Below are 20,940 nucleotides of genomic sequence, written 5' to 3' on the forward strand. Positions count from 1 at the left end.
GCGATCCTTCGCTCGATCAGGCTACGATGGTTTTTCGATGAGTTATCAGGTTCTTGCACGTAAATGGCGTCCGCGCTCGTTCCGCGAAATGGTCGGCCAGACCCATGTGCTCAAGGCCTTGATCAACGCGCTGGACAATCAGCGCCTGCATCACGCCTACCTGTTCACCGGCACCCGCGGGGTCGGCAAGACTACCATTGCGCGCATCATAGCCAAATGCCTGAACTGCGAAACCGGCATCACGTCCACGCCTTGTGGCACCTGTTCGGTGTGCCGTGAGATCGACGAGGGCCGTTTCGTCGACCTGATCGAGATCGACGCCGCCAGCCGAACCAAGGTGGAAGACACCCGCGAACTGCTCGATAACGTGCAGTACGCGCCAAGCCGCGGACGCTTCAAGGTCTACCTGATCGACGAAGTGCACATGCTGTCCACTCACTCGTTCAACGCCTTGCTCAAGACGCTGGAAGAGCCGCCGCCCTACGTCAAGTTCATCCTGGCCACCACCGACCCGCAGAAGCTGCCGGCCACCATCTTGTCGCGTTGCTTGCAGTTCTCGCTGAAGAACATGAGCCCCGAGCGGGTGGTCGAGCACCTGAGTCACGTGCTCACGGCCGAGAACGTGCCGTTCGAGCCGGATGCGCTGTGGTTGCTCGGACGTGCCGCCGATGGCTCGATGCGCGACGCCATGAGCCTTACCGACCAAGCCATCGCCTTCGGTGAGGGTAAGGTGCTGGCCGCTGACGTGCGTGCCATGCTCGGCAGCCTTGACCATGGCCAGGTCTATGGCGTGCTCCAGGCGTTGCTGGAAGGCGATGCCCGTGCCCTGCTCGAAGCGGTGCGCAACCTGGCCGAGCAAGGGCCGGACTGGAGTGGCGTACTGGCTGAAATGCTCAATGTGTTGCACCGGGTGGCCATCGCCCAGGCTTTGCCAGAGGCAGTGGACAATGGCCAGGGCGATCGTGAGCGAGTGCTGGCCCTGGCGGCGGCGTTGCCCGCCGAGGACGTGCAGTTCTATTACCAGATGGGCCTGATCGGCCGTCGTGACCTGCCGTTGGCGCCGGACCCTCGGGGCGGCTTCGAGATGGTGCTGTTGCGCATGCTGGCGTTCCGTCCGGCCGATACCGAAGATGCGCCGAAACCGGTACTAAAGCCGGTGGGGATCAGCCAGGCCACAGCTGATTCTGCGAAACCGGTGGCAGCGGCGGCGGTTGCTGTTGCGTCGCCCGTTGTCGAGGCGCCGCCAGCGCCTGCGGTCGAGCAGGTGGTCGCGGAGCCGGCGCCGGAAGCTGAGCCAGAAGTGGCTCATTCGGAGCCTGCACCTGTAGAAGAGGTTGTCGACCTGCCGTGGGAGGAGCCCGCGGCCCAGCCAGCTCCGAAGGCCATCGAGCCCGTTCCGGCGCCTGTGCCTGTGAAGCCCGAGCCACCAAGCGCACCGCCAGCCTTCGAGGCGCCACCGTTCGATCCGAATGCCTATGCTCCAGCAGGCATGGACCGTGACGATGAGCCGCCGATGGACGACGACTACTATGCTGGCGACAGCGAGCCGATGGGCTTCAGCTACCTCGACGAATTGGCCGAACACGTTCAGGAAGACCAGCCTGTCGCAGCCCCAGAGCCGTTGCCTGCTGCCCAGCCAGCCACCGGTCTGGCCTTGCAATGGCTGGAATTATTCCCACAGTTGCCTGTCTCCGGTATGACAGGCAACATCGCGGCAAACTGTACGCTGATCGCGGCAGACGGTGATGACTGGCTGTTGCACCTGGATCCCGGGCAGGGCGCGCTGTTCAACAGCACTCAGCAGCGCCGCTTGAACGAAGCGCTCAACCAGCACCTGGGACGTACCCTGAACCTTAGGATCGAGTTGGTGCGCCCCGAGCAGGAGACGCCCGCCCAAGCCGCATCGCGCAAGCGCGCCGAGCGCCAGCATGAGGCGGTGGTGTCGATCGAGCAGGACCCCTTGATCCAGCAGATGATCAAACTGTTCGGTGCCACGGTCCGGCACGATACTATTGAGCCTGTAGACGCCCTGGTCAGCCAGGGCCAGTAACGGATAACCATGCGCCCGGCCACCCGTCGGGCTGCATCACACGACCCAATCGAGGTATACCCCCATGATGAAAGGTGGCATGGCCGGCCTGATGAAGCAGGCCCAGCAGATGCAGGAAAAAATGCAGAAGATGCAGGAAGAGCTGGCCAACGCCGAAGTCACCGGCCAGTCCGGTGGCGGCTTGGTGAGCGTGGTGATGACCGGTCGTCACGACGTCAAGCGCGTCAGCATCGACCAGAGCCTGATGTCGACCGACGCAGACGACAAGGAAGTGCTCGAAGACCTGATCGCGGCCGCGCTCAATGACGCCGTGCGCAAGGTCGAGCAGAACAGCCAGGAAAAAATGGGCAGCATGACGGCCGGCATGCAGTTGCCGCCGGGCTTCAAGATGCCGTTCTGATCGGGCTCTTGCGTCAAATTGGGGAGCAACGGCCGCTGGGTCGTTGCTCCCTTGTTCGTTCTGTTTCTTGAATTCACAGGCCTGCACACATGAGCTTTAGCCCCCTGATCCGCCAACTGATCGACGCCTTGCGCATTCTGCCGGGTGTCGGCCAGAAAACTGCCCAGCGCATGGCCCTGCAACTGCTTGAGCGCGACCGCAGCGGTGGTACCCGCCTGGCGCAAGCTCTGAGCCAGGCCATGGAAGGTGTGGGTCATTGCCAGCAGTGCCGTACGCTCACCGAGCAGGCACTGTGTCCGCAATGTGCCGACCCACGTCGCGACGATACCCAGCTGTGCGTGGTGGAAGGGCCGATGGATGTGTATGCGGTCGAGCAGACCGGCTACCGCGGCCGGTACTTCGTGCTCAAGGGGCATTTGTCTCCACTGGATGGCCTGGGGCCAGAGGCGATCGGCGTGCCGCAGTTGATGGCGCGCATCGAAGAGCAGGGGACGTTTACCGAGGTGATCCTGGCGACCAACCCTACGGTGGAAGGGGAGGCGACGGCCCATTACATCGCGCAGTTGCTAGCCGAGAAGGGCCTGGTGGCCTCGCGCATTGCCCATGGCGTGCCGCTGGGTGGCGAACTGGAGCTGGTGGATGGCGGGACGCTGGCCCATGCCTTCGCCGGGCGCAAGCCGATTTCGTTGTGATCTGACACGGGCTTGCCCGTGTTCGCGGGTAAGCAGGCTCCTACAGGTACGGCGGTGATCCGGACAGTGTGGGAGCCGGCTTGTCGTGGTGCCCCGACTCAGTATTCGCTCAGCGAGAACTCGGTCAGGCAGAAGGTCGGCACCCCAGCCGCCTGCAGCTTGCGCGAGCCTTCAAGCTCCGGCAGGTCGATGATCGCCGCCGCCTCGAACACCTGCGCGCCAGTGCGACGTACCAGGTTCGCCGCTGCCAGCAGCGTGCCGCCGGTCGCGATCAGGTCATCGAAGATCAACACCGAATCACCCTCGCATAGGCTGTCGGCGTGCACTTCAAGGAAGGCTTCGCCGTACTCGGTCTGGTAACCCTCTGACAGTACGTCGGCCGGCAGCTTGCCCTGCTTGCGGAACAGGATCAGGGGTTTGTTCAACTGGTGGGCGATGATCGAGCCGATCAAAAAGCCGCGTGCATCCATCGCGCCGATATGGCTGAACTCGGCCTCGACATAACGCTCGATGAACTGGTCGGCGACATAGCGCAGCCCGCGCGGCGACTGGAACAAGGGGGTAATGTCGCGGAAGATCACGCCCGGCTTGGGGAAGTCCACTACCGGGCGGATCAGGGCTTTGAGGTCGAAGGCATCGCTGTGCATTGTTGCAGGTATCCTGGGAAAACGAATGCGCAAGTATACCTCGTTAGCTGCGACCTCAGGCCTCCATTGCACCACCGGCCAGCGCGCAAAGCTGGATCGGGTCGAGGATGTGCACTTCCTTGCCCTCGGCGCGAATCAGGCCGTTCTGCTGGAAGCGGGTGAACACCCGCGACACGGTTTCCACGGCAAGGCCCAGGTAGTTGCCGATTTCATTGCGCGACATGCTCAGGCGGAACTGGTTGGCCGAGTAGCCACGGGCGCGGAAGCGGGCGGACAGGTTGACCAGGAAGGTGGCGATGCGCTCATCGGCGGTTTTCTTCGAGAGCAGCAGCATCATCTGCTGATCGTCGCGGATTTCGCGGCTCATCACCCGCATCAGCTGGCGGCGGAGCTGTGGAAGCTGCACCGAAAGCTCGTCGAGGCGCTCGAACGGGATTTCGCAGACCGAGGTGGTTTCCTGGGCCTGGGCCGACACCGGGTACGCCTCGGTGTCCATGCCCGACAAGCCGACCAGCTCGCTGGGCAGGTGGAAGCCGGTGATCTGCTCTTCGCCACTGTCGCTCAGGCTGAACGTCTTGAGGGCGCCGGAGCGTACTGCATAGACCGAACCGAAATTGTCCCCCTGTCGGAACAGGAATTCGCCTTTCTTCAGCGGCCGCCCACGCTTGACGATTTCATCCAGTGCATCCATGTCTTCCAGATTGAGCGAAAGAGGCAGGCACAGAGGGGCCAGGCTGCAATCCTTGCAATGGGCCTGGTTGTGGGGGCGCAGTTTGACTGGCTCGGACATTTGAATCGATCCTTGTGGGAAACACACATAAGCCGTAAGGGTAACTCACGGCATAGGTTGTAGGCCAGTGTGCGCAGTTGTGGTGCGAACTGGTGCAGCCTAAGCGGGTATGCCTTGGCTCGCGATCTGCCCATAGTGTCCCTGGCAAGGTAGGTTGTCCATGTGGTAATGCGACTCGTCTGTTCAGATGACCCGTGAAAAGCGTTGGTGGTTGTGCAGGGTCAGATAGGCGTCGAACACCATGCACACCGAGCGCGCCAGCAGGCGGCCTGCCGGCAGGATACGGATCCCTTTGTCGTCCAGGTGGATCAGGCCGTCCCGCTGCAAGGTCAGCAGCTGTGGCCAAAGGTCATTGAAGTACCCACGAAAATCGATGGTGTAGGCCTGTTCGATGGGCGCGAAGTCAAGTTCGAAGTGGCAGATCAGCTGCTGGATCACTGCGCGGCGCACGCGGTCGTCCTGGTTGCACAGCAGGCCGCGCTGGGTGGCCAGCTGTGCATTGGAAAGGGCGTCCTGATAGGTGTTGAGGTCGCTGCTGTTCTGGCAGTACAGGTCGCCGATCTGACTGATGGCCGAAACTCCCAGGCCGATCAGGTCGCAGTGTCCATGGGTGGTGTAACCCTGGAAGTTGCGCTGCAGGGTGCCTTCTTCCTGGGCGATGGCCAGTTCGTCGTCGGGCAGGGCGAAGTGGTCCATGCCGATGTAGCGGTACCCGGCGGCGGTGAGCTGGTCGATGGTGGCGTGGAGCATTTCGAGCTTGGCGGCGGGGCTGGGCAGGTCGTTGCTGTCGATGCGCCGTTGCGGCATGAAGCGCTCGGGCAGGTGGGCGTAGTTGAACACCGACAGGCGATCGGGCTGCAGGCGGATCACTTCCTCGACCGTGCGGGCGAAGCCTTCGGGGGTCTGCTTGGGCAGGCCATAGATCAGGTCCAGGTTCACTGAGCGGAACTGCAGGGTGCGCGCCGCTTCGATCAAGGTGCGGGTCTGCTCCAGGCTCTGCAGACGGTTGACGGCCCGTTGCACGGCCGGGTCGAGGTCCTGGACGCCCAGGCTGACACGGTTGAAGCCCAGCTCGCGGAGCAAGCCCATGGTGGACCAGTCGGCCTCGCGTGGGTCGATCTCGATGCCGTAGTCGCCCGAGTCGTCGTCCAGCAGGTGGAAGTGCTGGCGCAAGGTGGCCATAAGCTGGCGCAATTCCACATGGCTGAGGAAGGTCGGCGTGCCGCCGCCGAAGTGCAGCTGTTCAACACGTTGTTTAGGGTCCAGGTGGCAGGCGATCAGTTGGATCTCCTGCTCCAGGCGCTGCAGGTAAGGCGCGGCACGGCCGCGGTCCTTGGTGATGACTTTGTTGCAGGCGCAGTAGTAGCAGATGTTGGCGCAGAACGGCACATGCACATAGAGCGACAGCGGGCGCACGGCTCGGCGGCTTTCGCGCAGGGCGTGCAGCAAGTCGAACGAACCCACTTCGCTGTGCAGTTGCACGGCGGTCGGGTAGGAGGTGTAGCGTGGTCCGGCCAGGTCGTAGCGGCGGATCAGGTCGGAATCCCAACGTAGGTCGTCGAGCATGTGGGCAGTCCCCGGAAAGAGCAGCAGTGTCCGGAGTCTAGGGGCGTCTGTAGGAAACTGTGTTGATTTGTATCAAGGGCCATGGGGGCGCGTCGTGCGGCCTACTTGCCCGCGAGCTCGTTCCTACAGTGTCAGCGCGTTCCCGCTGGGGCTGCTGACGATCAATGCCCCATGAGCCAATGCTGATGTGGCCCGGGCAAGGTCCACAGGCCAAACACGATCACCAGTACACCGCCGGCCACACGCACACTGCGTCGTCGCAACAGCCCGTTCACACGTTCTGCCGCCAAACCCGTGGCCAGCAGCACCGGCCAGGTGCCGACTCCGAATGCCAGCATCAAGGCTGCGCTGTAACCGGCATTGCCTTGGCTGGCCGACCACAGCAAGGTGCTGTACACCAGACCGCACGGCAACCAGCCCCACAGTGCCCCCAGCAGCAGGGCGCGGGGTACGCTGGAGACGGGCATCAGGCGTGAGGCGACTGGCTGGATATGCCGCCACAGGCCACGCCCCAGCGCTTCGATACGGGTCAGTCCACTCCACCAGCCGGCCAGATACAACCCCATCGTTATGAGCAGCAGCGCTGCCATCACCCGCAACGCCAGGGCGGCAGGGCTGCTGGCCACGGCCCAGCCGGCCAGGCCCAGCAGCAGGCCGGCACAGCCATAACTGAGAATCCGGCCCATGTTGTAGGCCATTAGCAAACGCAGGCGACGACCGCGCTGTTCTGGCGGAATCGCCAGAGTCAGGGCGCCCATCAGGCCGCCACACATGCCCAGGCAGTGGCCGCCGCCGAGCAGTCCCAGCACCAGTGCCGAGCCCAGCAGGGGAAGCAGTTCAGGCACGGGAAGGTGGTTCCTTGTCGTCGATATGCGCCTCGTCGCCCTTCACGGCAGCCTGGTGACGGGGGTCCTGGTCGTCGAAAAGAATGCTGTGGGCCGGGCTTTCGAGGTCGTCGTACTGGCCGCTGTCCACCGCCCAGAAAAAGATGTACACCGCCACGCCAACGAGCAGCAGGGCGGCCGGGATCATGACATAGAGGGCTGGCATGGTGGGCTCCTGGTCAGGCCGTGGCGGGTTGCGGATGGCTGCTGGCGGCCGGCCTGCCTGGCAGCCGGGTCAGGCGCAGGGCATTGAGGACCACGATCAGCGAGCTGACCGACATGCCGATGGCGGCCCATACCGGAGTGATCCAGCCGAGCGCGGCGAACGGCAACATGAGGCCATTATACAGCGTTGCCCAGAGCAGGTTCTCGATGATGTTGCGGCGAGTGCGGCGAGCCAGGTCGAAGGCCTGCACCAAGGCCTGCAGGCGGTTGGACAACAGCACGGCATCAGCGCTGGTTTTCGCAAGGTCTGTGGCGCTGCCCATGGCGATGCTGATGTCGGCGGCAGCCAGCACCGGCACGTCGTTGACCCCGTCACCCAGCATCAGCACCTTGCAGCCTGCTGACTGCAGTGCCTTGAGGCGGTCCAGCTTGTCGTCCGGACGCAGACCACCGATGGCCTGGTCGATGCCCAGTTGCGCGGCCACTTCGGCGACCATCGGTGAGCTGTCGCCGGACAGCAGCAGGGTGCGCCAGCCGCGAGCCTTGCAGGCGGCCAGCAGGTCAGCGGCGTCCTCGCGCAGGCGGTCGTCCAGGCCAAACCAGGCCAGCGGGCCTTGGCGATCCCCCAGCAGCAGCCATTGGCCGCGGGGCTCTGGGACGCCGGGGATCTCGGTGCCGCTCAGGGCGCAGACGAAGGTGGCCTGGCCGATCCGCAGTCGCTGACCGTCCACCCGTCCTTCCAGGCCAAGCCCAGGCACGGTCTGCACGTCGTCGGCCGACCGGGCGGTGCGGCCGAAAGCGCGGGCGATGGGGTGTTCGGAGCGGTTTTCGAGGGCGGCCGCCAGGGCCAGGCAGCGGTCGGCGGGCAGTGAGCCCAGCGGGCGGATGCTGCGCAGCGCCAGGCGGCCTTCGGTGAGGGTGCCGGTCTTGTCGAAGATCACCGTGTCGATCTGGTTCAGGCCCTCCAGCACATGGCCACGGGTCACCAGCAGGCCAAGTTTGTGCAGGGTACCGGTAGCGGCGGTCAGGGCGGTGGGGGTGGCCAGGGACAGTGCGCAAGGGCAGGTCGCCACCAGCATGGCCAGGACAATCCAGAACGCCCGGCTTGGGTCCAGGTGCCACCACCACAGTCCGATGGCCACCGCCGCTACCAGGCTGAACAACAGGAAGCCTTGCGAGGCGCGGTCGGCGATTTCCGCCAGGCGCGGTTTTTCCGTCTGCGCCCGCTCCAGCAGGCGGACGATGGCCGACAGCCGGGAGTCATGCCCCAGGGCCTCGACCTGCACGTTCAGGGTGCTCTCGACGTTCAGGGTGCCGCCGGTCACCCGCTCGCCCGGCTTACGGGGTTGAGGCAGGTATTCGCCAGTGAGCAGCGATTCATCGACACTGGAGCGGCCTTCGACGATGCGCCCGTCGGCGGGAATCACCGCGCCGGGAAGGACCTGCACGGTGTCGCCGCATTGCAGCTCTGCGAGCAGAATGCGCTCGGTCTTGCCACTGGCATCCAGTCGCAGGCATGACGCCGGCAGCAGGTTCACCAGCTGGGCAGTCGCCGCGGCGGTACGCTCGCGGGCGCGCCGTTCGAGGTAGCGGCCAGTGAGCAGGAACAGGGCGAACATGCCGACGGTATCGAAGTACAGCTCGCCGCTGCCGGTGATGGCGGTCCAGATCCCAGCGCCGAAGGCCAGGGCGATTGCCAGCGAGACCGAAACATCCATGGTCAGGTGACGGGTGCGCAGGTCTCGCGCGGCCCCTTTGAAGAACGGCGCGCAGCTGTAGAACACGATGGGAATGGTCAGAAACAGCGCCACCCAGCGCAGGATGGTGTGCAGTTCGGGTGACAGGTCGATGTTGAATTCCGGCCAGGTGGCCATGGTCGCCATCATCGCCTGGAACCATAGCAGCCCGGCCACACCCAGGCGGCGCAGGGCGCTGCGGTTTTCCTGGGCCAGGCGTTCGGCGGCCTGGTCGGGCTGATAGGGGTGGGCGGCGTAGCCGATCAGGCGCAACTCGGCCAGCAGGCGCGACAACGGTAGCTGGTGGTCATCCCAGCTCAGCAGCAGGCGGTGGTTGGACAGGTTCAGCCGCGCCTCGGTGACTCCAGGCAGACTGCCCAGGTGTTTTTCGATCAGCCAGCCACAGGCGGCGCAGCTGATGCCCTCGACCAGCAAGGTGGCCTCGGCCAGTTCCCCGGCATGGCGAACGAAGGTCTGTTGTACGTCGTTACGATCGTATAGCGCCAGCTCATCCTGCAACTGCTTTGGCAGCGCTTCGGGGTTGGAACTGCTGTCGCTGCGGTGTTGGTAGTAATGCTCCAGGCCCCCCGCAACGATGGACTCGGCTACCGCCTGGCAACCGGGGCAGCAGAACTGCCGCGATTGCCCAAGGACCACGGCAGTGAATCGACTGCCGGCGGGGACGGGCATGGCGCAGTGGTAGCAAGGGGTGGGGTGGGTCATCTTGGGGCAGTCTTATGTCTTGACAGGGTTGGGGCTGCTTCGCGGCCCTTTCGCGACACAGGGCCGCTCCCACGAATGATCGCGCGCAACGCTCAGAGCGCCCCCGGTCGTGTGCCGGGTCATTACTGGTGCTCGGCCCCTTGCAGGGCCTCGTCGCCCAGCTGCAAGGTCAGGCCATGCTCCACCTTCTCTTCTTCGAACAAGCGCCATACATGCTCGTCCTGGCTGCCCAGCAATTCGACGAAACGCCGTCCATCGACCTTGTCATCCAACTGGCCGATATAGCGCCCGACCTCGGCACGGCTCAGCAGCACCTTGCGGTCCTTGTCCGGTTGGGTGGGTGAAATCAGGTTCAGTTCCAACTGCTGCGGGTCACTGTTGCCGGTCAGGCGCACCTCGACTTCGCCGGTCAACTCATCCAGGTGCACACTGGCCTTGAGGTTGAGGGTCTGGGCCAGCAGTTCGCGGTCCAAGGAGCGATTGATGCCTTTACCTGCCTCGTAGTAGTTGTCGTTGACCAGGTTGTCCGGGTTGCGCACGGCGATACTGACCATGGTCAGGCTCAGGCACACCGAGGTGGTGAGGATGCCGATGATGATCCAGGGCCAGAGGTGCTTGTACCAAGGGCTGGCGGCGGTGGCGGCAGGCATTTTTGTGGTTCTCTCTCAGCGGATCTGGGGGCCGATGAAGCGGCTCTTGGCTTCAACCTCGCTGGCGCTGTCGTCGGCGCTCTTGAGGATGAAAGTGATTTCGTTGGTGGTCGATGGCAGTTTCTCGGGTGCGACCGACAACTGCACCGGCAGGCTGACGATATCGCCTGCGGCCACACGTATTTCGCGCTGGCCTTCGAGCCTCAGGTCCGGCAGGCCAGCGGCATCGAGCACATACACATGGTCGCGCTGGTCCTTGTTCATCACCTTGAGGCTGTACACGTTCTCGATCCGGCCCTGGGCGTTCTCGCGGTACAGCACCCGGTCCTTGCTGACGTCGAATCCGACCAGCGAACGGGTGGCGAACGCCGTGGCCAGGGCGCCGATCATGATCAGCAGCACCACGGCGTAGCCGATCAACCGTGGGCGCAGCATGTGGGTCTTCTGACCCGAGAGGTTGTGCTCGGTGGTGTAGCTGATCAGGCCCCTGGGGTAGTTCATCTTGTCCATGATGCTGTCGCAGGCGTCGATGCAGGCGGCGCAGCCGATGCACTCGATCTGCAGGCCGTCACGGATGTCGATACCGGTAGGGCAGACCTGGACGCACATGGTGCAGTCGATGCAGTCGCCCAGACCCTGGGCCTTGTAGTCGATATCCTTCTTGCGCGGGCCGCGGGTTTCGCCGCGTCGCGGGTCGTAGGAAACGATCAGGGTGTCCTTGTCGAACATCACGCTCTGGAAGCGCGCATAGGGGCACATGTACACACAGACTTGCTCACGCAGCCAGCCGGCGTTGCCGTAGGTGGCCAGGGTGAAGAAGCCGACCCAGAAGTAGGCCCAGCCATCGGCTTGGCCTGTGAAGAATTCAACGGCCAGTTCGCGGATCGGCGAGAAATAGCCGACGAAGGTCATGCCGGTGACGAAACCGATCAGCAGCCACAGGCTGTGTTTGGCGAACTTGCGCAGGAATTTGTTGCCGCTCATCGGCGCCCTGTCGAGCTTCATGCGCTGGTTGCGGTCACCCTCCGTGACTTTTTCGCACCACATGAAGATCCAGGTCCACACGCTTTGCGGGCAGGTGTAGCCGCACCACACCCGGCCGGCGAACACAGTGATGAAGAACAGGCCGAAGGCAGCGACGATGAGGATCCCCGACAGCAGGATGAAATCCTGCGGCCAGATGGTAGCGCCGAAGATGTAGAACTTGCGCTCCGGCAGGTTCCACCACACGGCCTGGTGCCCGCCCCAGTTCAACCACACGGTGCCAAAGTACAGCAGGAACAGTACCGCGCCGCCAACCATGCGCAGCCTGCGGAACACACCGGTGAAGGCGCGGGTGTAGATTTTCTCTCGGGAGGCGTAGAGGTCGACGGAATCCTTCCCTTTGCTGGCAGGCGGGGTGACGTCATGTACCGGAATTTGCTTGCTCATCATCAAGTCCCACGGCAGTGGAGAAATGCCTCGGCCAGTGCTTGCCGGCCGCGGTCTCGCGCATTCTGCTAGCGCTCTGCGCCCCATGATACGCCGCTGATGGCGCGCCGGGGTCGCGCTGCGACACTTAGTCGCGTTGGGTTCGTGGTATGAATCGTGTTATGGCGGGTGTCAATTGATCCAGATCATCAGCTTGCTAGAAATGCGGTACCTGCGGCGGCCTCTTCGCGGGTGTGCACGATCCCTGTGGGAGCGGTTTCACCCGCGAAGAGGCCAGCCCTGCTTATTGCTTATTCAGCCTTGGCCGGTTCCGCTTGGTGCGACAGGCTGTACACATAAGCCGCCAGCAAGTGCACCTTGTCATTGCCCTGCAACTGCTCCTGGGCCGGCATCTGTCCCTGGCGACCATAGCGAATGGTTTGTTGCAGCTGGGCGAAGCTCGAACCGTAGATGAACGCCTGAGGGTGGGTCAGGTTAGGCGCGCCCATGGCCGGTGTACCCTTGCCTTCAGGCCCGTGGCAGGCCACGCAGTTGGCGGCGAAGATCTTCTGGCCGTTCTCTGCATCGGCTTTGACACCTTCAGGCAACGCACGGCCATCGAGTTTGCTGACCACGAATGCGGCCACGTCGGCCACGCCCTGCTCACCGATCACCTCGGCCCAGGCCGGCATTACGCCGTGGCGGCCGCCCATGATGGTGGTCTTGATGGTCTCGGGCTCGCCGCCCCAGCGCCAGTCGCTGTCGGTGAGGTTGGGGAAGCCGTAGGCGCCCTTGGCGTCGGAGCCGTGACACACCGAGCAGTTGGAGGCGAACAGTCGCGCGCCCATTTTCAACGCTTGCGGGTCCTTGGCCACTTCCTCGATGGGCATCGCGGCGAACTTGGCGAAGATCGGCCCGAAGCGGGCATCGGCCTTCGCCATTTCCTTTTCCCATTCGTGCACGCCGGTCCAGCCTGCCTGGCCATTGGCGAACTCGGTCTTCTTGTCGTTATCCAGGTATGAATAGCCTGGCAACACGCCCTTCCAATTGCCCAGCCCCGGGTAGAGCACCAGGTAACCGAGGGCGAAGATGATGGTGCCGACGAACAGCCAGAACCACCACTTGGGCAGTGGGTTGTCGTATTCCTCGATGCCATCGAAGGCGTGTCCGACGATCTCGTCGGTGACCTCTTCGCGCTGGCCCTTGCGGGTCGACAGCAACAGCCAGGTCAGCGAGAAGATGGTGCCCAGGGTCAGGACGGTGACGTACAGACTCCAGAAGGTTGTCATTGTTGTTTGCTCCCAGAAGCTTTCTCTTGCGCTTGTTCGACGTGCCGGGTGGCCTCTGGATCATCCGCGAAGGGCAACAGGGTCGCCTCGTCGAACTCCCGCTTGCGCCGTGGGCTGAATACCCACAGCGCCAGGCCCACGAAGGCCACCATCACCACGACGGTGCCCAGGCCGCGAATCATCCCGATATCCATCAGCGTCACCGTTTGCTCTTGATGATGGTGCCAAGGCCTTGCAGGTACGCGACGATCGCGTCCATCTCGGTCTTGCCCTTGACCGCGTCGCGGGCGCCGGCGATGTCGGCATCGGTGTACGGCACGCCGAGGGTGCGCAGTACTTCCATCTTCTTCGCGGTGTCTTTGCCGTCGAGTTTGTTCTCCACCAGCCACGGGTAAGAGGGCATCTTCGACTCAGGCACCACGTTGCGTGGGTTGTAGAGGTGCGCGCGGTGCCAATCATCCGAGTAGCGACCGCCGACACGGGCCAGGTCCGGCCCGGTGCGCTTGGAGCCCCACAGGAACGGGTGGTCCCAGACGCTCTCGCCTGCGACCGAGTAGTGGCCATAGCGTTCGGTTTCGGCGCGGAACGGGCGGATCATCTGCGAGTGGCAACCGACGCAACCTTCGCGGATGTAGATGTCACGGCCTTCGAGTTCCAGCGCGGTGCGCGGCTTCATGCCCTCAACGGGTTTGTTGGTGACGTCCTGGAAGAACAGCGGGACGATCTGGGTCAGGCCACCGACACTCACGGCGATGACCATGAAGAAGGCCAGCAGGCCTATGTTCTTCTCGACTGCTTCATGCTTCATCAGTGCGCTCCCACGACGACGATCTTGGCGGCTTCTTCAGCCTGCGCCGGGTTGGCGGCGCGTACGGTGCGGAACACGTTGTAGGCCATCAGCAGCATGCCGGAGGCGAAGAACGCACCGCCCAGGGCACGGACGATGTAGCCCGGGTGACTGGCTTGCAGGGCTTCGACGAACGAGTAGGTGAGCGTGCCGTCGTCGTTGATCGCCCGCCACATCAGGCCCTGGGTGATGCCGTTGACCCACATCGAGGCGATGTACAGTACGGTGCCGATGGTGGCCAGCCAGAAGTGCGCGTTGATCAGGCCGACGCTGTGCATCTGCTCGCGGCCATACAGTTTGGGGATCATGTGGTAGACCGCGCCGATAGAGATCATCGCTACCCAGCCAAGGGCGCCGGCATGGACGTGGCCGATGGTCCAGTCGGTGTAGTGCGACAGCGAGTTCACGGTCTTGATGGCCATCATCGGGCCTTCGAAGGTGGACATGCCATAGAACGCCAGCGATACCACCAGGAAACGCAGGATCGGGTCGGTGCGCAATTTGTGCCAGGCGCCGGAGAGGGTCATCATGCCGTTGATCATGCCGCCCCAGCTCGGTGCCAGCAGGATGATCGACATCACCATGCCCAGCGACTGGGCCCAGTCCGGCAGGGCGGTATAGTGCAGGTGGTGCGGGCCGGCCCAGATGTACAGGGTGATCAGCGCCCAGAAGTGGACGATCGACAGGCGATACGAGTAGATCGGCCGCTCGGCCTGCTTGGGCACGAAGTAGTACATCATCCCCAGGAAGCCGGTGGTGAGGAAGAAGCCCACCGCGTTGTGGCCGTACCACCACTGGATCATCGCATCGGTGGCGCCGGAGTAGGCCGAGTACGACTTGAACAGGCTTACCGGCAGGGACATGTGGTTGACGATGTGCAACATCGCGGTGACCACGATGAAGGCACCGTAGAACCAGTTACCGACGTAGATGTGCTTGGTCTTGCGCTTGACGATGGTGCCGAAGAACACCAAGGCGTAGGTGACCCAGACGATGGCCAGCAGAATCGCGATCGGCCATTCCAGCTCGGCGTATTCCTTGGTGGTGGTGTAGCCCATCGGCAAGGTCACCAGTGCCCCGATGATCACTGCCTGCCAGCCCCAGAAGGTGAAGGCGGCCATGCTGTCGGAGATCAACCGCGTCTGGCAGGTTCGCTGCACCACGTAGTAGCTGGTGGCGAACAGTGCACAGCCGCCGAAGGCGAAAATCACCAGGTTGGTGTGCAGGGGGCGCAGGCGGCCGAAGCTCGTCCAGGGCAGGTCGAGGTTCAGCTGTGGCCATACCAGCTGCGAGGCGATGTACACCCCAAGCCCCATGCCAAGGATCCCCCAGACCACCGTCATGATGGCGAACTGGCGGACGACCTTATAGTTATAAGCAGTCGGACTGATTGCTGTGCTCATTGCTAAGGTTCCACGGTTTTGGTGTTCTTGTTGGTTGAAAAAATCGGCGCCAGTATCGATAACCACCTGGGTTATGGCAACGCAAGGATCCTTGCGCCGACCCGTGTCCACACCCGTCCACCGATGTCCCGCGGTGTTGGGGCTTGGTCGATTGTACACAAATAAATATTTGTAATGTGTACCGTTTTTCGCTTTTTTCTGATCGAACGGTCAAGCTTTTTCTGCTGGCGGCGTCAGGCTGTGCGTCGCGTCTGTCTCGCTGGATTGGCAGCGAGGGCTACTGAGGCAACAAGCTTAGTTCTGATCGGAGGGGGTGCAAGGGAGGGGCTGCGGCTTGGGGCGTGGGAAGGGGAAGGGGAAGGGGAAGGGGAAGGGGAAGGGGAGAGGGGGCTTGGTTTTTGCAGAGAGGCGTAGATCGAGCGCCGCCCGCGCGGCGCATCGCGAGCAAGGCTCGCTCCTACGTTTGTTTCAGGCCAGTTATTCCCGCGAGGGTTGCGCGGGGACGCTATGGCGCTTGGCTCGATGTCGCAGACGTGGGTGCTAGGCTTGCTCGCGATGCGCCGCGCGGGCGGCACTCGATCTCACTGGCGCGAGATTTCCCGCAAGGTAATTACTTGGCACTCACCGTTTCGGTACCGTTGCCCTGCGACAGGCTGTACACATAAGCCGCCAGCAGATGCACCTTGTCGTTGCCCTGGATCTCGGCCTGCGCCGGCATCTGGCCCTGGCGACCATAGCGAATGGTCTGCTGCAACTGGGCAAAACTCGACCCGTAGATGAATGCCTGCGGATGATTCAGGTTCGGCGCGCCCATGGCGGGAGTACCGTTGCCCTCAGGCCCGTGGCAGGCCACGCAGTTGGCGGCGAAGATCTCCTTGCCCTTGGCTGCGTCGGCCTTGATACCCTCGGGCAGGCTGCGGCCGTCGAGGTTGGTCAGCACGTAGGCCGCCACATCGGCCACGCCTTGCTCGCCGATCACCTCGGCCCAGGCCGGCATCACGCCGTGACGGCCGTTCATGATCGAGGCCTTGATGGTCTCCGGCTCGCCGCCCCAACGCCAGTCCTTGTCGGTCAGGTTGGGGAAGCCATACGCGCCCTTGGCATCCGAGCCATGGCAAACCGAGCAGTTGGAGGCGAACAGACGACCGCCCATCTTCAGGGCCTGCGGGTCCTTGGCCACTTCTTCCAACGGCATCGCGGCGAACTTGGCGAAGATCGGACCGAACTTGGCGTCCGCCTTTTCCATTTCCTTCTGCCATTCGTTGGCGCCGGTCCAGCCGTTCTCGTAACCGGGCAGGATGCCTTTCCAGTTACCCAGGCCCGGATACAGGATCAGGTACCCCACGCCAAAGGCCAGGGTGCCGACGAACAGATAGAACCACCACTTGGGCAGTGGGTTGTCGTACTCCTCGATGCCATCGAAGCTGTGGCCCATGGTCTGGTCGGTAGTGTTGTTGCTCTGACCCTTGCGGGTGGCCAGCAGCAGCCAGGCCAGACCGACCAGGCTGCCAAGGGTCAGTACGCTGATGTAGGTACTCCAGAAGGTGGTCATTGCCGTTCATTCCTCATGGCAGGTTCCTGCCCGGCCGGGGGCAGGCGGTCGTCGACGAAGGGCAGAAGGCGCGCTTCGGCGAAATCACGGTCGCGGCGGCGGTTGAATACCCAGAGCGAGAGGCCGATGAAGGCGATCATCACCACCAGGGTGCCCAAGCCGCGGATCATGCCGATGTCCAGTTCCATCGCACTTACCTCTTGTTCTTGATGGCGGTGCCCAGCACCTGCAGGTAGGCGACCAGGGCATCCATCTCAGTCTTGCCCTTCACTGCGTCACGGGCACCGGCGATGTCTTCGTCGGTGTACGGCACGCCGAGGGTGCGCAGGGTGCGCATCTTGGTGTCGGTATGGCTGTTGTCGACCTGCTGGGCGACCAGCCATGGGTACGACGGCATTTTCGATTCAGGTACCACGTTGCGTGGGTTGTAGAGGTGCGCACGGTGCCAGTCGTCCGAGTAGCGACCGCCGACGCGGGCCAGGTCCGGGCCGGTGCGCTTGGAGCCCCACAGGAACGGATGGTCCCAGACGCTCTCACCCGCGACCGAGTAGTGGCCATAGCGCTCGGTCTCGGCGCGGAACGGGCGGATCATCTGCGAGTGGCAACCGACGCAACCTTCGCGGATGTAGATGTCGCGGCCTTCCAGCTGCAGCGCGGTATAGGGCTTCATGCCTTCGACCGGTTTGTTGGTAACGTCCTGGAAGAACAGCGGGACGATCTGGGTCAGGCCGCCGATGCTGACGGCGAACACCATCAACAAGGCCAGCAGGCCAACGTTTTTCTCGATGACTTCATGTTTCATCAGGCAGGTCTCCTCAGGCCAGCTGGGCGTTGGCAGGGGTGGCTTCAGCAGCCGGCGCGCGCACGGTGCGCCAGGTGTTCCAGGCCATCAGGAACATGCCACTGAGGAAGATCGCGCCACCGACGAAGCGAACGATGAAGCCTGGGTGGCTGGCAACCAGGGTCTCGACGAACGAGTAGGTGAGCGTGCCGTCGCTGTTCACCGCGCGCCACATCAGGCCCTGAGCGATGCCGTTGACCCACATCGAGGCGATGTACAGCACGGTGCCGATGGTCGCCAGCCAGAAGTGCGCGTTGATCAGGCCGATGCTGTGCATCTGCTGCTTGCCGAACACTTTGGGAATGGTGTGGTAGAGCGCGCCGATGGAGATCATCGCGACCCAGCCGAGGGCGCCGGCATGGACGTGGCCGATGGTCCAGTCGGTGTAGTGGGACAGGGCATTGACCGTCTTGATGGCCATCATCGGGCCTTCGAAGGTGGACATGCCGTAGAACGCCAGGGATACCACCAGGAAACGCAGGATCGGGTCGCTGCGCAATTTGTGCCAGGCACCGGACAGGGTCATCATGCCGTTGATCATGCCGCCCCAGCTTGGTGCCAGCAGGATCAGCGACATCACCATGCCCAGCGACTGTGCCCAGTCGGGCAGAGCGGTGTAGTGCAGGTGGTGCGGACCGGCCCAAATGTACAGGGTGATCAGCGCCCAGAAGTGCACGATCGACAGGCGATAGGAATACACCGGGCGTTCGGCCTGCTTGGGCACGTAGTAGTACATCATCCCCAGGAAGCCTGCAGTCAGGAAGAAGCCCACCGCGTTGTGGCCGTACCACCACTGCACCATCGCATCGGTGGCACCGGCGTACACCGAGTACGACTTGGTCAGGCTCACCGGCAGTTCCAGGTTGTTGACGATGTGCAGCATCGCCACGGTGAGGATGAACGCCCCGAAGAACCAGTTGCCCACGTAGATGTGCTTGGTGGTGCGCTTGATCAGCGTGCCGAAGAACACGATGGCGTAGCAGACCCAGACGATGGTGATCAAGATGTCGATCGGCCATTCCAGTTCGGCGTACTCCTTGGAACTGGTGTAGCCCAGCGGCAGGGTGATGGCCGCGAGCAGGATCACCAGTTGCCAGCCCCAGAAGGTGAACGCAGCCAGGCCCGGAGCGAAGAGGGTGGTCTGGCAGGTGCGTTGCACCGAATAATAGGAGGTGGCGAACAGCGCGCAGCCGCCGAAGGCGAAGATCACCGCATTGGTATGCAGGGGTCGCAGGCGGCCGAAGCTGGTCCAGGGGAGGTCGAAGTTGAGGGAAGGCCAGGCGAGCTGGGCGGCGATGAAGACGCCGAGCCCCATCCCGACGATTCCCCACACCACCGTCATGATGGCGAATTGGCGGACCACCTTGTAGTTATAGGCGGTACTGCTGGTTGTGTTCATGTATGGGTTCCCATCCACGGTTATTGGCAGGCTATACAGCGAGGCAAGCATGAGTAATGGGCAAAGTGCCGGTATTGACGGGGATCAATGGGCGAATATCGGAAATGTCCCAGGCTTGCGCTGCAATCCTCCGCGCCCAGGGCTGGGTGAAGGCCCCGCGGGCGGCCTGATCCTGGCCCATGGCGCGGGCGCGCCAATGGACAGCACGTTCATGGAGGACATCGCGCAAAGGCTGGCGGCGCTTGGGGTAGGCGTGATCCGCTTCGAGTTTCCCTACATGGCCGAGCGCAGGGTGAGTGGCGGCAAACGACCGCCCAATCCTCAGAAGGTATTACTGCAATGCTGGCGCGAGGTGTACCAGCAGGTGCGACCTTTGGTCGCGGGCAGGTTAGCCATTGGCGGCAAGTCGATGGGCGGGCGCATGGCCAGTCTGTTGGCCGACGAACTGGGGGTCGATGCGCTGGTATGCCTGGGGTATCCGTTCTATGCCGTGGGCAAGCCGGAAAAGCCCAGGGTCGAGCACTTGGCTGGGTTGCGTACGCCAACGCTGATCGTGCAGGGCGAGCGGGATGCGCTGGGTAATCGGGAAGCGGTGCAGGGGTATGCGCTGTCGCCTTCGATCGAAGTGAGCTGGCTGGTGGCGGCGGATCATGACTTGAAGCCGCTTAAGGCTTCCGGGTTCAGCCATGAGCAGCATTTGCAGGCGGCGGCTGAGCGAGTGGCGGGGTTTCTGAAGGGATAGTCTTGGTTTCATCGCCGGCAAGCCGGCTCCTACAGTTATTTCCGAAGTCGGCGCGATCCCTGTAGGAGTCGGCTTGCCGGCGATGAGGCCAGTGCGGACTAACGCTTAGTCGCGGTACTCACACAGGTAGGCAGTGTCCACCGCCACTTTCAACTGGAACTTGCTGTCGGCCTGCACGTTGAACTTGTCGCCAGCGTTGAAGGTTTCCCAGTTGTCGCTGCCTGGCAGCTTGACGGTCAGGGCGCCGGAAACGACATGCATGATCTCGCGCTTGGCGGTGCCGAACTCGTATTCGCCCGGTGCCATGACGCCAACCGTGGCCGGACCTTCAGTGCCTTCGAAGGCGATCGACTTGACGGTGCCATCGAAGTACTCATTGACCTTGAACATAGGGCGACTCCTGAAATGAGGGGGGATGAAAAAGGGCTGGCCAGTATGCCCAAGGCCACTGGCGCCGTCATCTGCTTTCAGGTGCCGTGGGCCGGCAGTGTCAGGGGCAGCAGGCGCGCCGTATTGCGCGCATCTTCCAGGGCCCGGTGCTGTTGACCGCAAAATTGTAGCCCGGCCAGTTGCAAGGCACCGTTGAGCCCGGTCGGCCGCTGCAGGTGGCGAGCCTTGGCGAAGCGTTGCTTGAGGTTGATGTGCGGCAGGTCTCGCAGCAGGCTGTCGACCTTGTGCTGTTGCCATTCCTGCAATAATTGCTGGCGATCGTAGTCGCCCCAGCTGACCCAGGCCTGCAGCTGGCCCCGATGGTGCCCCAGCCAGCGTTCGAAAGCGACCCACACTTCGGCGAAACCGGCGGCGCTGTCCACGCTGGCCTGGCTGATGTGCGTAAGCTCTCGGCAGAACGGCGTCAGCTGCGGGCGCCGTCTGGGCTTCACGAAGCGCTGGAAATGGTCGACCTCGCGGCCTTCGCGGGTCACCAGGCTGGCGCCGATTTCAATGACTTCCATCTCTGTGACCGGCCAGCCACCGTCATCGGTGGTGGCTTCCAGGTCGATCACCAACCAGTGGCCCATACCAGGCTCCCTTGCCATTCATGCCAAAGCAGCGTAGCCAATGTCTGCCCCCACGGCATCCCCTGGCAAAATGCCGTCACTTTGGCATAACCAGCGGTTGTGCGCCGCAGGGAAAACGCCTAGTTTAGGCGCATC

At 63.2% G+C, this 20,940-nt stretch carries 22 protein-coding genes; 4 read left to right on the top strand and 18 right to left on the bottom strand.

Features of this window, described 5'->3' with window-relative positions:
* Positions 1-37: 37 nt before the first annotated feature.
* The 3 genes from dnaX (at position 38) to recR (ending at position 3,142) form a co-directional block, all read left to right on the top strand.
* Entirely contained in the window at positions 38-2,050 is a 2,013-nt protein-coding gene (gene dnaX, locus C4Q26_RS20325) for a DNA polymerase III subunit gamma/tau (RefSeq protein WP_104883438.1), read from the top strand.
* 64 nt (positions 2,051-2,114) lie between these two features.
* On the top strand, positions 2,115-2,450 hold the full coding sequence (locus C4Q26_RS20330) for a YbaB/EbfC family nucleoid-associated protein (protein WP_023381418.1): 336 nt from the start codon (positions 2,115-2,117) through the stop codon (positions 2,448-2,450).
* 89 nt (positions 2,451-2,539) lie between these two features.
* Positions 2,540-3,142 carry a recombination mediator RecR gene (recR, locus tag C4Q26_RS20335; protein ID WP_023381417.1) on the top strand — a complete coding sequence of 201 codons (603 nt, stop codon included), beginning with the start codon at positions 2,540-2,542 and terminating at the stop codon, positions 3,140-3,142.
* A gap of 98 nt (positions 3,143-3,240) precedes the next feature.
* On the opposite strand, the gene C4Q26_RS20340 is transcribed toward recR, so the two are convergent.
* From C4Q26_RS20340 to ccoN (C4Q26_RS20420), 16 genes are all read right to left on the bottom strand, one after another.
* The gene (locus C4Q26_RS20340; protein ID WP_023381416.1) at positions 3,241-3,789 is read right to left on the bottom strand and encodes an adenine phosphoribosyltransferase; all 549 of its coding nucleotides are present in this window, start codon (positions 3,787-3,789) and stop codon (positions 3,241-3,243) included.
* Positions 3,790-3,844: 55 nt separating this feature from the next.
* Positions 3,845-4,579 (bottom strand): Crp/Fnr family transcriptional regulator FnrA, encoded by a 735-nt coding sequence (gene fnrA, locus C4Q26_RS20345; protein ID WP_015271145.1) that lies wholly within the window; start codon positions 4,577-4,579, stop codon positions 3,845-3,847.
* 183 nt (positions 4,580-4,762) lie between these two features.
* Positions 4,763-6,145: an oxygen-independent coproporphyrinogen III oxidase gene (gene hemN / locus C4Q26_RS20350; protein ID WP_104883439.1), complete on the bottom strand. Its 1,383-nt coding sequence runs from the start codon at positions 6,143-6,145 to the stop codon at positions 4,763-4,765.
* Between the two features lie 161 nt (positions 6,146-6,306).
* Positions 6,307-6,990 carry a sulfite exporter TauE/SafE family protein gene (locus C4Q26_RS20355; protein WP_027907552.1) on the bottom strand — a complete coding sequence of 228 codons (684 nt, stop codon included), beginning with the start codon at positions 6,988-6,990 and terminating at the stop codon, positions 6,307-6,309.
* Complete coding sequence (gene ccoS / locus C4Q26_RS20360; RefSeq protein WP_023381413.1) at positions 6,983-7,195, bottom strand: cbb3-type cytochrome oxidase assembly protein CcoS; 213 nt, start codon at positions 7,193-7,195, stop codon at positions 6,983-6,985. The genes C4Q26_RS20355 and ccoS overlap by 8 nt, the downstream gene beginning before the upstream one ends.
* A 13-nt stretch (positions 7,196-7,208) precedes the next feature.
* The gene (locus C4Q26_RS20365; RefSeq protein WP_104883440.1) at positions 7,209-9,653 is read right to left on the bottom strand and encodes a heavy metal translocating P-type ATPase; all 2,445 of its coding nucleotides are present in this window, start codon (positions 9,651-9,653) and stop codon (positions 7,209-7,211) included.
* 122 nt (positions 9,654-9,775) lie between these two features.
* Positions 9,776-10,303 carry a FixH family protein gene (locus C4Q26_RS20370; RefSeq protein WP_023381411.1) on the bottom strand — a complete coding sequence of 176 codons (528 nt, stop codon included), beginning with the start codon at positions 10,301-10,303 and terminating at the stop codon, positions 9,776-9,778.
* Between the two features lie 15 nt (positions 10,304-10,318).
* Positions 10,319-11,734: a cytochrome c oxidase accessory protein CcoG gene (ccoG, locus tag C4Q26_RS20375; protein WP_023381410.1), complete on the bottom strand. Its 1,416-nt coding sequence runs from the start codon at positions 11,732-11,734 to the stop codon at positions 10,319-10,321.
* A 290-nt stretch (positions 11,735-12,024) separates the two neighbouring features.
* Positions 12,025-13,002, bottom strand: a complete 978-nt coding sequence (gene ccoP, locus C4Q26_RS20380; RefSeq protein WP_023381409.1) for a cytochrome-c oxidase, cbb3-type subunit III — start codon at positions 13,000-13,002, stop codon at positions 12,025-12,027.
* Positions 12,999-13,196 carry a CcoQ/FixQ family Cbb3-type cytochrome c oxidase assembly chaperone gene (locus C4Q26_RS20385; protein WP_023381408.1) on the bottom strand — a complete coding sequence of 66 codons (198 nt, stop codon included), beginning with the start codon at positions 13,194-13,196 and terminating at the stop codon, positions 12,999-13,001. Before C4Q26_RS20385 ends, ccoP (C4Q26_RS20380) begins: the two co-directional genes overlap by 4 nt.
* A 5-nt stretch (positions 13,197-13,201) precedes the next feature.
* Positions 13,202-13,810: a cytochrome-c oxidase, cbb3-type subunit II gene (ccoO, locus tag C4Q26_RS20390; protein WP_023381407.1), complete on the bottom strand. Its 609-nt coding sequence runs from the start codon at positions 13,808-13,810 to the stop codon at positions 13,202-13,204.
* Positions 13,810-15,252: a cytochrome-c oxidase, cbb3-type subunit I gene (gene ccoN / locus C4Q26_RS20395; protein WP_023381406.1), complete on the bottom strand. Its 1,443-nt coding sequence runs from the start codon at positions 15,250-15,252 to the stop codon at positions 13,810-13,812. The genes ccoO (C4Q26_RS20390) and ccoN (C4Q26_RS20395) overlap by 1 nt, the downstream gene beginning before the upstream one ends.
* A 610-nt stretch (positions 15,253-15,862) precedes the next feature.
* The gene (gene ccoP, locus C4Q26_RS20405) at positions 15,863-16,804 is read right to left on the bottom strand and encodes a cytochrome-c oxidase, cbb3-type subunit III (protein WP_023381405.1); all 942 of its coding nucleotides are present in this window, start codon (positions 16,802-16,804) and stop codon (positions 15,863-15,865) included.
* Entirely contained in the window at positions 16,801-16,992 is a 192-nt protein-coding gene (locus C4Q26_RS20410) for a cbb3-type cytochrome c oxidase subunit 3 (protein ID WP_023381404.1), read from the bottom strand. Before C4Q26_RS20410 ends, ccoP (C4Q26_RS20405) begins: the two co-directional genes overlap by 4 nt.
* Positions 16,993-16,997: 5 nt before the next feature.
* A complete protein-coding gene (gene ccoO, locus C4Q26_RS20415) occupies positions 16,998-17,606 on the bottom strand; it encodes a cytochrome-c oxidase, cbb3-type subunit II (protein ID WP_023381403.1) in 609 nt (202 codons plus the stop codon).
* A gap of 13 nt (positions 17,607-17,619) precedes the next feature.
* Positions 17,620-19,044: a cytochrome-c oxidase, cbb3-type subunit I gene (gene ccoN, locus C4Q26_RS20420; protein WP_023381402.1), complete on the bottom strand. Its 1,425-nt coding sequence runs from the start codon at positions 19,042-19,044 to the stop codon at positions 17,620-17,622.
* Positions 19,045-19,093: 49 nt separating this feature from the next.
* On the opposite strand from ccoN (C4Q26_RS20420), the gene C4Q26_RS20425 reads away from it, so the two are divergent.
* Positions 19,094-19,786 carry an alpha/beta family hydrolase gene (locus tag C4Q26_RS20425; RefSeq protein ID WP_104882349.1) on the top strand — a complete coding sequence of 231 codons (693 nt, stop codon included), beginning with the start codon at positions 19,094-19,096 and terminating at the stop codon, positions 19,784-19,786.
* Between the two features lie 105 nt (positions 19,787-19,891).
* Here C4Q26_RS20425 and C4Q26_RS20435 read toward each other — a convergent pair whose 3' ends face one another.
* Positions 19,892-20,176 carry a pyrimidine/purine nucleoside phosphorylase gene (locus C4Q26_RS20435; protein WP_023381400.1) on the bottom strand — a complete coding sequence of 95 codons (285 nt, stop codon included), beginning with the start codon at positions 20,174-20,176 and terminating at the stop codon, positions 19,892-19,894.
* Between the two features lie 77 nt (positions 20,177-20,253).
* Positions 20,254-20,805: an exonuclease domain-containing protein gene (locus tag C4Q26_RS20440; RefSeq protein ID WP_023381399.1), complete on the bottom strand. Its 552-nt coding sequence runs from the start codon at positions 20,803-20,805 to the stop codon at positions 20,254-20,256.
* Between the last annotated feature and the right edge of the window lie 135 nt (positions 20,806-20,940).

This window comes from Pseudomonas sp. SWI44, from assembly GCF_002947915.1.
Taxonomy (GTDB): Bacteria; Pseudomonadota; Gammaproteobacteria; order Pseudomonadales; family Pseudomonadaceae; genus Aquipseudomonas; species Aquipseudomonas taiwanensis.

Coding starts and splice junctions, on each gene's coding strand:
- dnaX (WP_104883438.1), top strand. CDS start 38: ATGAGTTATCAGGTTCTTGCACGTAAATGGCGTCCGCGCTCGTTCCGC.
- C4Q26_RS20330 (WP_023381418.1), top strand. CDS start 2,115: ATGATGAAAGGTGGCATGGCCGGCCTGATGAAGCAGGCCCAGCAGATG.
- recR (WP_023381417.1), top strand. CDS start 2,540: ATGAGCTTTAGCCCCCTGATCCGCCAACTGATCGACGCCTTGCGCATT.
- C4Q26_RS20340 (WP_023381416.1), bottom strand. CDS start 3,789: ATGCACAGCGATGCCTTCGACCTCAAAGCCCTGATCCGCCCGGTAGTG.
- fnrA (WP_015271145.1), bottom strand. CDS start 4,579: ATGTCCGAGCCAGTCAAACTGCGCCCCCACAACCAGGCCCATTGCAAG.
- hemN (WP_104883439.1), bottom strand. CDS start 6,145: ATGCTCGACGACCTACGTTGGGATTCCGACCTGATCCGCCGCTACGAC.
- ccoS (WP_023381413.1), bottom strand. CDS start 7,195: ATGCCAGCCCTCTATGTCATGATCCCGGCCGCCCTGCTGCTCGTTGGC.
- C4Q26_RS20365 (WP_104883440.1), bottom strand. CDS start 9,653: ATGACCCACCCCACCCCTTGCTACCACTGCGCCATGCCCGTCCCCGCC.
- C4Q26_RS20370 (WP_023381411.1), bottom strand. CDS start 10,303: ATGCCTGCCGCCACCGCCGCCAGCCCTTGGTACAAGCACCTCTGGCCC.
- ccoG (WP_023381410.1), bottom strand. CDS start 11,734: ATGAGCAAGCAAATTCCGGTACATGACGTCACCCCGCCTGCCAGCAAA.
- ccoP (WP_023381409.1), bottom strand. CDS start 13,002: ATGACAACCTTCTGGAGTCTGTACGTCACCGTCCTGACCCTGGGCACC.
- C4Q26_RS20385 (WP_023381408.1), bottom strand. CDS start 13,196: ATGGATATCGGGATGATTCGCGGCCTGGGCACCGTCGTGGTGATGGTG.
- ccoO (WP_023381407.1), bottom strand. CDS start 13,810: ATGAAGCATGAAGCAGTCGAGAAGAACATAGGCCTGCTGGCCTTCTTC.
- ccoN (WP_023381406.1), bottom strand. CDS start 15,252: ATGAGCACAGCAATCAGTCCGACTGCTTATAACTATAAGGTCGTCCGC.
- ccoP (WP_023381405.1), bottom strand. CDS start 16,804: ATGACCACCTTCTGGAGTACCTACATCAGCGTACTGACCCTTGGCAGC.
- C4Q26_RS20410 (WP_023381404.1), bottom strand. CDS start 16,992: ATGGAACTGGACATCGGCATGATCCGCGGCTTGGGCACCCTGGTGGTG.
- ccoO (WP_023381403.1), bottom strand. CDS start 17,606: ATGAAACATGAAGTCATCGAGAAAAACGTTGGCCTGCTGGCCTTGTTG.
- ccoN (WP_023381402.1), bottom strand. CDS start 19,044: ATGAACACAACCAGCAGTACCGCCTATAACTACAAGGTGGTCCGCCAA.
- C4Q26_RS20425 (WP_104882349.1), top strand. CDS start 19,094: ATGAGTAATGGGCAAAGTGCCGGTATTGACGGGGATCAATGGGCGAAT.
- C4Q26_RS20435 (WP_023381400.1), bottom strand. CDS start 20,176: ATGTTCAAGGTCAATGAGTACTTCGATGGCACCGTCAAGTCGATCGCC.
- C4Q26_RS20440 (WP_023381399.1), bottom strand. CDS start 20,805: ATGGGCCACTGGTTGGTGATCGACCTGGAAGCCACCACCGATGACGGT.